The sequence below is a fragment of the Pseudoflavonifractor sp. An187 genome, assembly GCF_002160275.1.
Lineage (GTDB): Bacteria > Bacillota > Clostridia > Oscillospirales > Oscillospiraceae > Enterenecus > Enterenecus faecium.
Map to the genome: position 1 here is coordinate 62,188 of NZ_NFKG01000005.1, position 15,455 is coordinate 77,642.

Below are 15,455 nucleotides of genomic sequence, written 5' to 3' on the forward strand. Positions count from 1 at the left end.
CTCCCCAAGGTGTTGGAGTGTCGTTTTCCCTTTCCTGCGTTTTGGTGGGGTTTTCCTTTGTATGATAGGCCAGAGATGGCAACAGGGCGGCCTCAGGCCCCCTTTTACCATAATTGAACAGTGGGAGGCGAAAACAGCAAGCATACGGAAGAAAGAAAAGGAGCATTTTTGACAAAGGAGGAATAATCTTGAACAAACTCGTGAAGTGCATCACAGGCGCGGTCCTGGCGGTATGCATGGTCACCACCGGTATGCCGGGCCTGGGACTGCTCTCCCAAACCGCCCAGGCTGCCGCCGACACCAACCTGGCCCTGAACAAGACCGCCACGGCCAACGATGTGGAGTCCGGTACCAGCTTCACCGCAGACAAGGCTGTGGATGGCAACTCCAGCACCCGCTGGGCCACCAATGCCGACAACGCAGGCACCGCTCCCAAGTGGCTGCAAGTTGATTTTGGCACCACCACCACCTTTGATACGGTGGATATCTCCTGGGAGCAGCAGAACATCGTGGAGTACAAGCTGGAGGTGTCTGACAACGCCGAGAGCTGGACCACCGTGTTTGAGCGCAACTCCAACCCCACCACCAAGGACGAGAGCATCTCCCTGGAGGCTCCCGCCGTGGGCCGCTATCTCCGGGTGTACGTCAGCCGCTACGACCAGGCCGACTGGAAGTCTGTGTCCATCTTTGAGCTGGCTGTGTACAACTCCAAGGATGACACCCCCGATGTGTCCGGCGGCAACTACACCATCTACCCCACCCCCCAGAAGGTGACCGATGAAGAGGGCACCATCACCCTCACCGACACCATCAACGTCATCCAGGGTGAGGGCATCGACACCGTCACCGCCAACCGCATCCAGGAGGTCCTCACCGACAACGGGTACACCACCCAGGTTGCCGACCAGGCCTCTGAGACCAACACCAACCTGTATGTGGGTATCAACGGCTCCGGCGACGCCGCCGACACCTATGAGGGTGTGCCCAAGGACGTGTTCACCGAGGGCGAGAACAAGTACGACATGCACGTGGTGAAGGTATTTGAAAACGGCGACATCGTCATTCTGGGCAAGGACAGCGACGCTGCCTACTACGGTCTGGCCACTCTGAACCTGATGCTGGAGCAGACCCCCGACCGCCAGATGAAGATCTCCACCTTTGAGGACTACTCCTTCCAGAAGTACCGTGGCTGCGTGGAAGGCTACTACGGCTACCCCTGGAGCGTGGAGGGCACTCTGAGCTGGTTCGACTTCGCCAAGCGCTACAAGATGAACATCTTCCTCTACGGCCCCAAGACCGACCCCTATCACCTGGGTCAGTGGGACGAGCCCTATCCTGAGACCGTCACCGAGGAGGAGTCCGCCATCGGTATCCGCACCCGCAGCGAGATGCAGCAGTTTGCTGAGAAGGCCACCGAGTGCAACGTGGACTTCGTGTGGGTGGCTCACCCCGCCATGAAGAAGCCCATCGACTTCACCAATGAGGAGACCGTCAACGAGGGCGTGGACCGCCTGATGGCCAAGTTTGCCGACATGTACGCTCTGGGCGTGCGTCAGTTCGGCATCTTCGTGGACGACATCTCCAACTCTGAGGCCGCCCGCACCTGCGACATGCAGATCTACATGCTCAACACCACCCAGGAGCGTCTGTATGAGACCTACAACGGCGAGGGCACTGCAGCGGAAGACCATGTAAAGGGCCTGTTCTTTACTCCCGCCTGGTACACAACCCGCTCCAGCGGCGCTTCCACCTATATGCCCAAGTTCCGCAATGTGCACGAGGACATCGAGATCTGCTTCACCGGCAGCGACGTGTTCTCCAGCATCAGCAACACCTCTGCCACCACCTTTAAGAATTGGATTGGCCGGGACCCCGTGCTGTGGTGGAACTACCCTGTCAACGACAACTTGGACAACGTCTACTACACCAACCCCATCAACCACTACTACAGCCTGGACTCCAACCCCACCAGCCTCAAGGGCGTGCTGTCCAACCCCATGAACTACTCCGAGTCCTCCAAGGTGGCGTTCTTCGGCATTGCCGACTACACCTGGAACCCCAACGCCTTTGACGCCATGGAGAACTGGGAGGATTGCTTCGACGGCATCTTCCCCGACGACCCCGACATGGCCCAGGCCCTGAAGGTGGTCTACGGCAGCCTGAACACCAGCTATGAGCCCGCCGAGCTGACCCGTCTGTACGCTCAGTACGGCAGTGGCAGCGCCACCGCCGCCGCCAGCCTCATGGAGAAGATGTATGAGATCGTGGACTCCATCGAGAAGCTGGAGACTCTGAAAAACAGCGACGATCCCGTGGAGCGTCTGCTGGTGGAGGAGGCTCAGCCCGCCTTCAACAAGCTCTACGACATGGCCGCTGCCATCGGCGGCGCTATGGCGGTGGAGTCCTCCGACGATCCTCTGGTGCAGACCCACGGCTACTACTTGGCCAAGGCCGCCTATGAGCGTCTGAGCATCTACCGCAACCCCCGCTATCAGATCATCGCTCTGGAAGGCTCCGGCGCTGACATCTACTACAGCACCTGGGAAGCTGAGCCCTCCAACGGCAAGATGAAGGCCTTCGTGGAGACCGCCATGAATGCCATTGCCGACTTCGACGTCACCTCTCTGGACACCAGCGCCGCGGACATCCAGTCCGTGCAGATTCTGCCCAATGAGAACGTGGAGGTCCGTCAGGGCACCACCTGCCAGTTCACCGCTCAGGTCACCGCCAACGGCGAGAACCTCAGCGACGTGATCTGGACGGTGGAGGGCAACACCGGTGAGAACACCACCATGAACTTCAATGGCATCCTGACCATGGATACCAACGAGCTCTCCCCCACCGTCACCGTCAAGGCTGTCTCCGCCTATGACGACACCGTGTTCGCCACCGTGGAAGTGAAGGTCACCGACCGCATCTATGTGGATCCCACCATCCCCACCAACCAGGCCTATGGCGCCGCCATTCTGGGTGGCTCCGGCAATCCCGGCGTGGGCGGCGGCCCGGAGAACCTCTTCGACGAGAGCGAGGACGGCTCCAAGTGGTGCCCCGGCGACAACACCCGCTACAACCAGTGGGCCGCCTTCGACCTGGGCGCGGACAAGACCATCTCCTCCTGGCAGACCGTCCATGCAGGTGTGGAGCACGAGCTGGACATCTCCTCCAACTTCTCCCTGCAGGTCCTTAAGGACCCCAACGCCACGGATGAGCAGCTCCACGACAAGTCCTATCTGGGCAACAGCGCCAACTGGGTCACCGTGGCCGAGTATGTGAACAACACCGAGAACATCACCACCTATGAGTTCGAGGAGCCCGTGACTGCCCGTTACTTCCGCCTGTACATCGCCGACGGCTGCCAGCCCGGCGTGCCCTATGCCGCCACTCGTATCTATGAGTGCCGCCTGTTCGGTGTGGACACCGCCACCGTGGAGCGCACCCACAGCCTGACCATCGCCGACGGCATTGCCAACGGCACCATCACCACCGACGCCTCCAACTATGAGGAGGGCGCCAAGGTCAACGTGTACGTCACCCCCGACGAGGGCTACCGCCTGAAAGAGGGCACCCTGAAGTACAACGACACCGTGATGGAGGGCACCAGCTTCCTGATGCCCGCGGAAGACGTGGTCATCACCGCCGAGTTCGAGGTGGATTCCGGCACCGAGCCCACTGTGGACAAGACTCAGCTCCAGGCCGCCGTGGACGAGGCCTCCGCTCTGAAGGAGGGCGACTACACCGCTGAGACCTGGACCGTGTTTGCCGCCGCTCTGGCCGACGCCCAGGCTATCCTGGCCAATGACCAGGCCACTCAGGCCCAGGTGGACAACGCTCTGACCGCCCTCAACGCCGCTGTGGAGCAGCTGGAGAAGGTTCAGGAGCCCGGCCAGGAGGCCAATAAGCTTCTGCTGCAAAAGACCTATGACTACGCTCTGACCCTGGACACCACCGGCGTGGTGGACTCCGCTGTGGCCGTCTTCCAGAAGGCTATGGACGAGGCCAAGGCCGTGCTGGACAACCCCAACGCCACTCAGGACGAAGTGAACACCGCTTGGGACAACCTGCTCACTGGCATCTGGTCCCTGGGTCTGAAGCAAGGCGACAAGACCATGCTGGAGGTACTCATCGTCAAGGCTGAGTCCATGGTAGCCAACCAGAGCAAGTACATGCCCGACCACTGGCAGGAGCTGCTGGACGCCCTGAACGCCGGCCATAAGGTCATGGACGACGGCGACGCCCTCCAGGGCGACGTGGAGACCGCTGTGGAGGCTCTGATGAACGCCATCCTGGCCCAGCGCTACAAAGCCGACAAGTCCATCCTGGAAGACCTCATCGGCAAGGCTGAGAGCATGGACCTGTCCGGCTATACCGCCCAGTCCGTGGCCACCTTCCGCACCGCTCTGGCCTCTGCCCAGGCAGTTCTGGCCGACGAAACCCTCTCTGAGGACGACCAGCAGACTGTGGACAACGCCGTGGCCGCTCTGTCCGCTGCCATGGACGGCCTCACCGCTGGTGGCGCTCCCGAGACCACCGACAAGCCCGAGACTTCTGAGAAGCCTGAGTCCACCGACAAGCCCCAGGCCACCGAGAAGCCCGAGAACGTGCCTCAGACGGGCGACGAGGCCATGATTCAGATTTGGGTGGCTCTGTCCCTGGTCAGCACCGCTGCTCTGGCTCTGGCCATGGCCAAGAAGAAGCACAACGTGTAAGCCCTTCCCCTCCTGTACCGCTCCGTCCACCGGGGCGGGGCGGTGCAGGAACCTGACATCGGAAAGGATTTGAAACAATGAAAGCAAAGAACAAACGGGTGGCTGCCTTGGCACTGGCCACCGCCCTGACCTTCAGCCTGTCCGCCCCCTTCACCCTACCCCAGGCCCGGGCCACCAACAACACCTCTGTCTCCATGAATGTGCGCAGCGGTGAAGAGCTGGCCACTCTGGTCACTCCCATTGTGCAGAAGTACACCGTGGACGATTCCCAGCAGACCTGGGTGATGTCCCCCTCCAGCCGTCTGGCTGTGCTGGCCACCCAGGAGAACGTGTCCAATGAGCGTCTGGCCGAAGTGGTGAAGCTGGTCAACTCCGAGTTTGTGGAGAAGGAAGTGGTCTCCTCCACCCCCTTCACCATGGTCTACGCCAACGAGGAGGATATGGCTCCCGCTGACGTGCTCATCAAGCTGGACACCGACAGTTCCCTCTATGACGGCTCCGAGAGCCCCGAGGCCTACCGCATTGACATCGGTGCCGACGGCGTAGTCATCACCGCCGCCAGCGAGAACGCCGTCATGTACGCCCTGCGCACCATCCAGAACTACATGGTGGCCAACGACGGCCTGCCCTACGGTACCATCGTAGACTATCCCGACGTGGCCGAGCGCCGTCTCCATGTGGACTGTGCCCGTAAGTACATCAGCAAGGACTGGTTCATCCGTCAGATCCGTGAGATGTCCTTCCTGAAGATGAATGCCATCCAGATTCACTTCTCTGAGAACCTGGGCTTCCGCATTGAGTGTGAGACCGATCCCGCCATCGTCTCCGACGAGTACCTGACCAAGGACGAGGTGCGGGAGATTCTGGCTGAGGCTGAGAAGTACGGCGTGAAGGTCATCCCCTCCTTTGACAGCCCCGGCCATGTGGACCAGATTCTCCGTGCCCACCCCGAGTATGGCCAGATCAGCAACAAGGGCTCTCACTACAAGTCCGGTCTGGACGTGACCAACCCTGAGGCTGTGGAGTACATCTACTCTCTGTACGATGAGTACATGGAGCTGTTTGAGGGCTGCACTGACTTCCACATCGGCGGCGACGAGTACATGGAGTTTGACCGCGCCCCCTTCACCACCGAGTACAAGAGCGTGCTCAACGACTACGCCAAGAAGACCCTGGGCTCTGAGTACCAGTGGAAGGACGTGCTGGCCAACTACATCAACGAGCTGGCCGAGCATGTCTACTCCAAGGGCTTCACCCCCCGTGTGTGGAACGACGGCCTGTACTACGGCGAGAACTCCTGGGAGGGCGCTCAGCGCATTGTCATGCACGACTACATCGGTGTAGACTTCTGGTCCCAGATGGGTTGGAACCGGGACATCGCCAACCTCCAGACCTTCATCAACAAGGGCCACGACACCATCTACAACGTCAACGCCAGCTTCTTCTACTATGTGCTGCGCAACGATAAGCCCACCGACGGCCGGGAGCAGCACTCCTTCGACGTCCTGAACCAGGACAAGAACATCTTCGAGAACTGGACCCCCGGCAAGTTCCAGTCCAACACCATTGCCGACGACCACCCCTCCATCAAGGGTACTTCCATGGCCATCTGGTGCGATAACCCCACCCTGGTGGATGAGGACGTGATCACCGAGGACATCGCCGACGAGCTGCGTGCTCTGGCCTCCAAGGCCTGGAACGTGGAGAGCAACGCCACCATCAACTTCGAGCAGTTCAAGGAGAACTATCAGGTGCTGGGCAACGTGGCCGGCTTTGAGAAGGGCTCCACCCTCCCCGACGCCGGTGAGTTCCAGAGCGCTGAGAGCCTGGGCACCGTCACCCTGCGCTACGTCAGCGACACCGGCAAGGTGCTCAAGGAGGACGTGGTGAAGTACGGCACCATCGGCAACGAGTACACCTTCACCGCCGACGAGATCTACGGCTACAAGCTGGTGAGCGAAGGCAATGTCTCCGGCACCTACTCCAAGGAAGGCGACGTGTACACCTTCACCTACACCCTGTTCACCGACAAGACCGATCTGGGCGCCGAGCTGGAGGCAAAGCTCAACGCCGCCGACTACATCCCCGCCACCTTCGCCGAGTACCAGACCGCTCTGGATGCTGCCCAGGCCGTGTATGACCAGGAAGACAGCGAGCAGCTGGCCGTGGACGAGGCTCTGGCCGCCCTCACCGAGGCCAAGGCCAAGGCCGTTCTGCTGCGCAACTTCGCTCTGTATGTGGAGACCCAGTTCCCCCTCACCGACATCGGCTATCAGTCCGGCTACACCGAGTACAAAGCCGCTGTGAACGCCGCCAAGGAGGTTCTGTACTCTCAGGGCAATGACGCCCAGGCTGTGGCCGCCGCCCTGGAGTCTGTGAACACCGCCAAGGCCGCTCTCATGCTGCCCGACGGCAACACTCCCACCGTTTCCGCCACCGACAGCTACTATCAGAGCTACAGCTATGACAAGATGCTGGACGGCAACCTGAACACCAAGTGCTGGTTCGAGAAGGACCAGGTGGCTGGCAAGGAGTTCGTGTTCACCTTCCCCCAGGCCGTGAACATGTCTCAGATTCGTGTGGTGCAGCCCAGCAACGTGGGCGCTGACATTCTGGAGGGCGCCGACGTTCAGGTGTCCACCGACAAGGAGACCTGGACCACCGTGGGCCACCTGGACAGCTCTTCTTCTGACACCACCATCGAGTTTGACTCCACCGTGGTCAAGTACGTCCGCGTCCTGCTCACTGCCACCAAGAAGAACTGGTATCAGATCTCCGAGGTTCAGTTCACCTACGAGCAGATTCCCGAGGACACCACCGTCCGGGACATCATCGCCGAAGCCGAGGCCATCGACATCACCGGCAAGGATGTGGCCGCCGTCAACACCATGATCGACGCCCTCATCGAGGTGCAGAAGCTGTACGCTGAGGACAACAAGGACACTGCTGAGGCCGTGGCTGCCCTGCGTACTGCCATCGACCAGCTGACCGACACCGACGAGCCCGCCACCGAGGCCAGCAAGGCCCTGCTGCAGAAGGTGTATGACTACGCCGCTGCCCAGGATACCAGCAACCTCATCCCCACCGTGGCTGCCAAGTACCAGGCTGCTCTGGACCAGGCCAAGGCCGTTCTGGCTGATCCCAACGCCACCCAGCCCGAGGTGGACAAGGCCACTGAGGACCTGTTCGAGGCTGTGCACCTGCTGGACTTCACCCAGGGTGACAAGGAAGCTCTGAACCTGCTCATTGAGCGTGCCAAGGAAATGGTGGCCAACGAGGACCAGTACATGGACACCAACTGGCAGATGCTGCTGGATGCCCTGGACAAGGCCGAGGCCGTGTCCGCTGACCCCGATGCCCTGCAGTACGAGGTGGACGCCGCCTCCGAGGCCCTGATGGAGGCCATTGAGGCTCAGCAGCTGCGCTGCGACAAGTCCATGCTGGAGCTGCTCATCGACCGTGCCAACGGCATGGTGGAGAATGCCGACAAGTATGTGGAGACCAACTGGCAGATGCTGCTGGATGCTCTGGAGAAGGCCCAGACCGTCTATGACGATCCCAACGCCACCCAGGCTGAGGTAGAGACCGCCTGTGATGAGCTGCTGGAGGCCATCATGGCCCAGCGCTTCAAGGCCGACAAGTCCATCCTGGATGACCTCATCAACCAGGCCGAGAACATGAACCTGGACGGCTATCCCGCTGAGGCTGTGGCCACCTTCCGCACCGCTCTGGCCAATGCCCAGGCTGTGATGGCGGACAACAGCCTGTCTGTGGACGATCAGAAGACTGTGAACGATGCCGTGGCTGCCCTCACCGCCGCCATGGACGGCCTCACCGCCGATGGCACTCCCGAGACCACCGACAAGCCCGAGGCCTCTGCCAAGCCCGAAGCTTCCAGCAAGCCTGAGGCCACCACCAAGCCCGAGAAGGTGCCTCAGACTGGCGATAACAGCAACCTGGCCGCTTGGGCCACGGCTGGCGTGATCTCCCTGGCTGGCGCCGCCTACGTGGTGACCCGCCGCAAGGACGAGGCCGACCAGTAATCCCCTTGCAACGATCTCAAGCCCCCCTTGAGTCGTCAAAAGCCCCCGCCCTCCGGCGCAAACCGGAGGGCGGGGGCCTTTCATCTCTCTACAATTGGTATTACCATACTTGGCGGCGTACCTGGAGGCTCTCCAATTGGTGGACCGCCTGGGTGCACCGGGCCATGTGGTAGCGGAGATAGGCCTTTTTGGCCTCCCGCTGCTCCTTCTGCCTGCGCTGGAATAACAGCCAGTTGGCACAGGTCTTGTGGCACCCCTCCTGGTAGCTGGGACAGGTCTTCTGACAAGGCAGCATAACATTCACCACTCCTAGAGATTCTTCCTAGTCTATGGTCTCCAGTATAGTCTCCCGTCCTGCGACTCGCCATCCAACTCGTGTAAAGTTCCTGTGAAGGTTGTGTGCACCAAAGAGCCGGGGCAACAGAGCGGTCCTCTGTACCCCGGCGTTTGTCTTTCTCATGATTGATCAAGATTCGTGTTTTCCACCCTTGCGTCGGTTCAGCAAAATGGTAACTGCTACCAGACAGGCTCCCGAGATACACACCAGAATCATCCAGATCACCAGATCACTGGTGTCTCCGGTTGCCGGCGGCTGCTGCACCTGGAATACGTCCTGTGTTTGGACTGGGGGTGTGGGTGTCTGGGGTGCGGCAGGATTGCTCACATCTCCCTGGGGCTGATCTTCCACCACCGCATCTTCCGGGGGCACGATGACCTGCTGGGCCAGAAGTTCGGTGACCTGCTGGGCAATGAGCCCATGTCCGTATGCATTGGGATGAAAATCCAGGTTCAGCTTTACAGGTAAGGACACAGAGGCGTTGCAGGGGTTTTCCTGGGCGGTTTCAAAGGCATCATACACCTTGGCCACCGCACACTCCTGCTGCTGTGCCACAGAAGCGATCACGTCGTTGATGTCTGCCACCCCCGCCCCAAAGGCAGCGCACAGGCTCTGGGCCGAGCTGGCGAAGATGGGGTTCTTGGACAGCTCCTTGACCAAGTAGCTGTACGGGTTATACTGCTCCACCACCACCAACTGAACCTGGGGATTCTCCGCGCGGATATCCAGGACCATCTGGGTCAAGTGGGTATGAAAGTCGGCCAGCGCCTGGGTGGCCCGCTCCGAATTGGAAAACCCAGGTCCTACTTCCAGGGCAAAGGTGAGAACGCCCATATCTCCCCCCATGATGGCATTCTTCATGTCCTCCTGGGTGGTGGGATTCTCGGGATTGCGCTGGTTATACGCATCGGTCAGGTAAGCATACAGGGCGTTCATCAGATCATTGCCGCCCACCGTTATGGTAATGATATCCGCCTGGGCAACCGCCGCGGAAACATGGTCTGTCTGTAGCTTGTCCAGCAGAGAGGTAGCCGTCTCTCCATCCTGGGCCAAATTGGTCAACTCCAGGCCATTGTCCTGGGCCACCTGCTGGGCAAAACTCAACGTGCCCTCTTCCAGCCCGTACCCGGAGGAAATGCTGTCGCCCAGAGCCACATAGCTTGTCCCATTCTCAGACTGCGCTCCGGCCATGGGTATCAGGCACAAAAACAGAGCTCCCAATACCGCCACCCCCAGCAGCTTTTTCACCAGACCACCTTTCCCATTGGTCGATTTCATCAAACAATTGCTCCTTTCTGTTCCAATGTGGGTATTTTAACACACAAAAAGGCGACTCGTAAATCGGCCGAAAGTATGATGTTCCCCTCTTTGTGCCACGGGCGCCCCTCCTTATCTTGCCCTTTTCTGGGGAAAGGCGTATAATAAAATAATACAAATTTTCAAAGGAGGGGAGTTTTACCCTTGAACCCCAACGACAAAACCCAGCTCTTTGAATCCACTCCCATTCCCAAGGCCATTGCCACCCTGGCCATCCCCACGGTGATGAGCTCCCTGGTGATGGTGCTGTACAACCTGGCAGATACCTTTTTTGTGGGTATGCTCAATGATCCCATAGAAAACGCCGCCGTCACTCTGGCTGCCCCGGTTCTGTTGGCCTTCAACGCCGTCAACAACCTCTTCGGCGTGGGCAGCTCCAGCATGATGAGCCGCGCTCTGGGCCGAAAAGACTACGACACCGTGTATAAGAGCTCTGCCTTTGGCTTCTACTGCTCCATTCTCTGCGGCATGCTCTTCTCGGTGTTCTATTTTCTCCTGCGTGTGCCCCTGTTGACGGTGCTGGGTGCCGACGCCCAGACCGCCGCCAGCACCACCGGATATCTGACCTGGACCACCGGACTGGGGGCCGTTCCCGCCATTTTGAACGTAGTCATGGCCTACTTGGTGCGCTCAGAAGGCGCCTCCCTCCACGCCAGCATCGGCACCATGAGCGGATGTCTGCTCAACATCATTCTCGACCCCATCTTCATCCTCCCCTGGGGCTTCCACATGGGGGCCGCGGGAGCCGGTCTAGCCACCTGCATCTCCAACTGTGTGGCCTGTCTGTACTTCTTTGTCCTGCTGTGGGTGCGCCGGGGCAACACCTTTGTGCGCATCCACCCCAAGCACTTCACCTTCCAAGGTGACATCGTCAAAGGGGTGTGCGGCGTGGGCATCCCCGCCTCCATCCAAAATCTGCTCAACGTCACGGGCATGACGGTGCTCAACAACTTCACCGCTCCCTTTGGCGCCAACGCCGTGGCCGCCATGGGCATCTCCTACAAAATCTACATGGTGCCCATGTATGCGGCCATGGGACTGTCGCAAGGTCTCATGCCCCTGGTCAGTTACAACTACGCCAGCCGAAACTACCGACGCATGAAGCACGGCATCACCTTCACCGCCAAAATCTCCGTGTCCTTCCTGGTGGTGGTCACCGCCTGCTACTTCCTTTTCAGTCCCCAGCTCATCACTCTGTTTATGAGCAACCCGGAGGTAGTCTCCTACGGCAGCTCCTTCCTGCGGGCCATGTGTCTGGCTCTCCCCTTCTTTGCCACCGACTTCTTGGCGGTGGGTGTCTTCCAGGCCTGCGGCCTGGGACGGAACTCCCTGATCTTCGCCATTCTCCGTAAGGTAGTATTGGAAATTCCCGCCCTGTACATTCTCAATCGCCTCTTCCCCCTGTACGGCCTGGCCTGGGCCCAGTTCTGTGCCGAGGTCATTCTGGCCATTGCGGCCGTGGTCACTCTCAGCCGCCTGTTCCGGCGCTTGGAGGATGGGCTGCACCACACTGCTTGAGCCGCCCTCTCTTGACGGCAGATTTTATCTGTGCTACACTATTTTTAATCTCATACGCAAAGGGTGAAAGTATGAACAAGTAAACTGTTTCCTGTCATGATTGTATACCAGTGTTTGGTCCATGAAGCCATGGGCCTTGGTTTTCGTGACGCGAGGAACAGTTTACTGACCACTCTGTCTGGGGAGATGTTCTCCCTTTGTACAGGGTTTGCCTTTCGTTGCGTCAGTCTGTCCTCGTGTCATGCGAGGACAGACTTTTTTCTTTGCTGCGAAAGGAGCGATTGACCATGATGCAAGTAAAACACCTCACTATCACCCACAAAAAAGACCTCACGGTCCTGGTGGACGACCTGAGCTTCGTGCTGGGTTCGGGAGATCGGGCCGCTATCATCGGCGAGGAGGGAAACGGAAAATCCACGGTACTCAAGCTTCTGTATGACCCCGCCCTGGTGGAGGCCTATGCCGACTGGACGGGAGAGGTCATCGACCACGGATGCCGCAAGGGGTATCTGGCCCAGGAGCTACCCCCGGAGGCGCTGGAACAATCGGTGCTGGACTACTGCCAGTCCGCCCCCGGCTTTGAGGGCGCCGACCCCAGAGAGATTTCCCGCACAGCCCGACAGCTGGGACTGGACGAAGGGCTGTTCTACGATTGGCGGCCCATGTCCACCCTGTCCGGGGGTGAACGGGTGAAGCTGCGCCTGGCTCTGCTGTTGCTGGCCCAGCCCGACCTGCTCCTGTTGGACGAGCCGTCCAACGATCTGGATGTGGAGACCGTGGAGTGGCTGGAGGAATTTCTCCTCTCCTGCCCCGTCCCTGTGCTCTATGTCTCCCACGACCAGCTGCTGCTCACCCGCACCGCCAACGTGGTCATCCATCTGGAGCGGCTGCGCCGCCGCACCACCGCCCGGTGCTCGGTATCCAACCTGGACTATGCATCCTATACCGCCCAGCGCCAGGCGGCCTTTGCCCAACAGGAGCAAATTTCCCGGAAGGAGCACGCCCAATACCAGGCCAAGCTGGAGACCTATCGGAAGATTCGGGACAAGGTGGACCACCAACAGGCCACCATCTCCCGGCAGGACCCCCACGGCGGCCGCCTGCTGAAAAAGAAGATGCACACGGTGCAGGCCATCGGCCGCCGCTTCCAGCGGGAGGCGGAACAGATGACCCCCATGCCTGAGTGGGAGGAAGCCATCCTGGCCGCCTTTGACCCCGTCAAGGCCGCACTGCCCGCCGGGAAAACGGTGCTGCGCCTGGACTTGCCCCAGCTCACCGCCGGAGATCGGGTATTGGCCCAAAATATTCATCTTTGGGTGACTGGCCCCGAGAAGATTGGCATTATAGGCCCCAACGGGGTGGGCAAGTCCACCCTGCTCAAGTTGTTGGCGGACCAGCTTTTGCCCCGGGACGACATTCGGGCCGCCTATATGGCCCAGAACTACTTCGACCAGCTGCCCCGGGGCCTGACTCCCGTGGAGATTCTGGCCCCCTCCGGGCGGAAAGAGGACATCACCCGAGCCCGTACCCTGCTGGGGTCCATGAAGTACCAGGCGGAGGAGATGGACCATCCCGCCGCCTCCCTCAGCGGAGGCCAGTGCGCCAAGCTGCTGTTTCTGGCTATGGTGCTCCGTGGCAGCAATGTCCTGTTGCTGGACGAGCCCACCCGCAACTTCTCTCCCCTCTCCGCCCCAGTAATTCGCCAGGTTCTGGCGGAGTTCCCGGGAGCCATCCTCAGCGTGTCCCACGATCGGCAATACCTCTCCCAGGTGTGCCAGCGGGTGCTGAAACTGACCCCCAACGGGCTGGAAGAAGTAAATCACTAGACGAAATACCCCCGGCTGTCGATACATACAGCCGGGGGTATTTCATCGCTATTTTTTGAAGAGTACAAATTTCAGGTTGCGGTCACACACCGCCAAGAACACCTCTTTGGCCGAGGAAATGTGGCGCTGCTTGAGCTGTTTGTCCAGCCAAGTTCGGTCCAGCCCCATGCGGTGAATGAGACTCAAAGCCAGGGTGATGCCGCCGTAGAGCACCATGGCGATCATGGGTTTCCAGGGCTCCTCCAGCTCGGTGGCCATCTCGGCGGCGATGGAGCCGATGGTGATTCCGGTGATATAGTCGAAAAAGTCCAACTGGGCAATCTGCTTGTGTCCGATGAGTTTCGCCGACAGAAATAAAACGGCAAAGGACCCCACCGTGGTGAGACAGAGGGTGAGAACAGGCATGGCGTACGCCTCCTTTTCTGGTATTCTGTCTCAAAATCCCAGAAACATGCATTTCATTCTCCATCCCGCCCAGGCTGATAGACCTGCCGCACTTGTGTCCGGTTTTTCCAGATGGTGAGCCAGCACACCACTAGAGTAAAGGCAGCTCCCAGGGTGACACACACCCTCACATCCAGCACCTCCCCCAGTGCTCCCATCCCCAGGCTGCACAGGCTGGAAGCAGCCATAATGCACATGCTCTCAAAGGCGTTGATTCTGGCCCGGAGCCCCTCGGGAAGGTACCGCTGCACCGCCGCCTGGCGCATGGTGGCGCTGTTCACCCCCAGAAAACCTGCACTTGCCCGGTTGAGGAGCATCAGGGGATAGGGCAGCCACAGCAGGCATAGGTCCATGACCTCGTAGAACTGGTAGACGAAGAAGGCAAAGCCGTATTTCTTCTCATCGGGGATACGCACCCGGTACTGTACCACACCACCCAGGCTGCGCCCCACAAACTCCGCCACCGAGAATAGGCCGTACAGGAAAGCGCTCATCCCCGGCATGGTGCGGAAAAAGGCCACCAGCAGCGGGGCATAGCCGCTGGCCACTCCGTTGGTCACCGCCATGTAACTGTAGATGCTGCGCAGGCCCTTCTCCTGTTGGAGGTACCGGGCGGCCTCCCGGATGTCCCCCCACCACAGTGCCAAGGAGAACCGGGCTCCCCCCTTCTCCACCTGCTCCACCAGCTGAATGTGGCTCTCCACCCCCGCCGCCAGCAGGGACAGCCCGGCCTGGATGAGGAGAATCCACGCCACCCCCACCGTGTCCAGCAGCATCGCCGCCACCGGGGTCATGATGACCTTGAGCACCGGGTAGAGGGTGGCGGACACCGCATACCCCTTCTCCTCCAGGCCGCTGGGGATGAGTTTGGGATAGATGCAGTTGTAGGCCAGCTCGTCAAAGACACTCAGGGAGGCCAGCAACAGAGAAAAGCCCAGATACCCCAGGTAGTGAAAGTCCCAGAACATCAGGTAGAGGCCCGCCGCTCCGTAGAGTATGCCATTGAGCACGTCCCCGCCCACCAGAAAGGGCTTGCGGGGCATTCGGTCCATCCAGGGGGCGGCAAACAGAGGGATGACAAAATAGGGCACCAGCTGAATGGCCAGAATGAGGGCGGAGGCCAAGGTGCTCCCCGTCTCATCAAAGACCAGAAAGGACAGGGCGAAGCTTCCCGCAATACCTCCCACGGCCCCCAAGGTGGTGGCCAGGGTGACCAGGGTAAAGTTTTTCGTCCAAAGGGTCTGTCTCATGTCTTTCACCTCAC

Annotated in this window: 8 protein-coding genes; 4 read left to right on the top strand and 4 right to left on the bottom strand. The window is 60.0% G+C overall.

Annotated elements, in window-relative coordinates:
- Nucleotides 1-188: 188 nt before the first annotated feature.
- Both B5F22_RS04355 and B5F22_RS04360 read left to right on the top strand, forming a co-directional pair.
- Nucleotides 189-4,706 (top strand): beta-N-acetylglucosaminidase domain-containing protein, encoded by a 4,518-nt coding sequence (locus B5F22_RS04355; RefSeq protein ID WP_087391290.1) that lies wholly within the window; start codon nt 189-191, stop codon nt 4,704-4,706.
- Between the two features lie 77 nt (nt 4,707-4,783).
- Nucleotides 4,784-8,749, top strand: coding sequence for a family 20 glycosylhydrolase (locus B5F22_RS04360; protein ID WP_087391293.1), 3,966 nt, complete (start codon nt 4,784-4,786; stop codon nt 8,747-8,749).
- 100 nt (nt 8,750-8,849) lie between these two features.
- Here the strand turns inward: B5F22_RS04360 and B5F22_RS04365 are convergent, their stop codons facing one another.
- Both B5F22_RS04365 and B5F22_RS04370 read right to left on the bottom strand, forming a co-directional pair.
- Nucleotides 8,850-9,044, bottom strand: a complete 195-nt coding sequence (locus B5F22_RS04365) for a hypothetical protein (RefSeq protein ID WP_087369999.1) — start codon at nt 9,042-9,044, stop codon at nt 8,850-8,852.
- A gap of 171 nt (nt 9,045-9,215) precedes the next feature.
- Nucleotides 9,216-10,364 carry a GDSL-type esterase/lipase family protein gene (locus B5F22_RS04370; protein ID WP_087391296.1) on the bottom strand — a complete coding sequence of 383 codons (1,149 nt, stop codon included), beginning with the start codon at nt 10,362-10,364 and terminating at the stop codon, nt 9,216-9,218.
- Nucleotides 10,365-10,547: 183 nt separating this feature from the next.
- Between B5F22_RS04370 and B5F22_RS04375 the strand changes: the two genes are divergently transcribed.
- Complete coding sequence (locus tag B5F22_RS04375) at nt 10,548-11,921, top strand: MATE family efflux transporter (RefSeq protein ID WP_242955058.1); 1,374 nt, start codon at nt 10,548-10,550, stop codon at nt 11,919-11,921.
- A gap of 287 nt (nt 11,922-12,208) precedes the next feature.
- On the top strand, nt 12,209-13,747 hold the full coding sequence (locus B5F22_RS04380; protein ID WP_087391299.1) for an ATP-binding cassette domain-containing protein: 1,539 nt from the start codon (nt 12,209-12,211) through the stop codon (nt 13,745-13,747).
- A gap of 48 nt (nt 13,748-13,795) precedes the next feature.
- Here the strand turns inward: B5F22_RS04380 and B5F22_RS04385 are convergent, their stop codons facing one another.
- Together B5F22_RS04385 and B5F22_RS04390 are read right to left on the bottom strand one after the other, a co-directional pair.
- Nucleotides 13,796-14,152 carry a hypothetical protein gene (locus B5F22_RS04385; protein WP_087391302.1) on the bottom strand — a complete coding sequence of 119 codons (357 nt, stop codon included), beginning with the start codon at nt 14,150-14,152 and terminating at the stop codon, nt 13,796-13,798.
- Nucleotides 14,153-14,205: 53 nt separating this feature from the next.
- Nucleotides 14,206-15,441, bottom strand: coding sequence for an MFS transporter (locus tag B5F22_RS04390; RefSeq protein ID WP_087230945.1), 1,236 nt, complete (start codon nt 15,439-15,441; stop codon nt 14,206-14,208).
- Nucleotides 15,442-15,455 lie beyond the last annotated feature (14 nt).

Excerpts from the sequence above, each read along its gene's own strand:
- B5F22_RS04360 (WP_087391293.1), top strand. The coding sequence starts at position 4,784 with ATGAAAGCAAAGAACAAACGGGTGGCTGCCTTGGCACTGGCCACCGCC.
- B5F22_RS04365 (WP_087369999.1), bottom strand. The coding sequence starts at position 9,044 with ATGCTGCCTTGTCAGAAGACCTGTCCCAGCTACCAGGAGGGGTGCCAC.
- B5F22_RS04370 (WP_087391296.1), bottom strand. The coding sequence starts at position 10,364 with ATGAAATCGACCAATGGGAAAGGTGGTCTGGTGAAAAAGCTGCTGGGG.
- B5F22_RS04380 (WP_087391299.1), top strand. The coding sequence starts at position 12,209 with ATGATGCAAGTAAAACACCTCACTATCACCCACAAAAAAGACCTCACG.
- B5F22_RS04385 (WP_087391302.1), bottom strand. The coding sequence starts at position 14,152 with ATGCCTGTTCTCACCCTCTGTCTCACCACGGTGGGGTCCTTTGCCGTT.
- B5F22_RS04390 (WP_087230945.1), bottom strand. The coding sequence starts at position 15,441 with ATGAGACAGACCCTTTGGACGAAAAACTTTACCCTGGTCACCCTGGCC.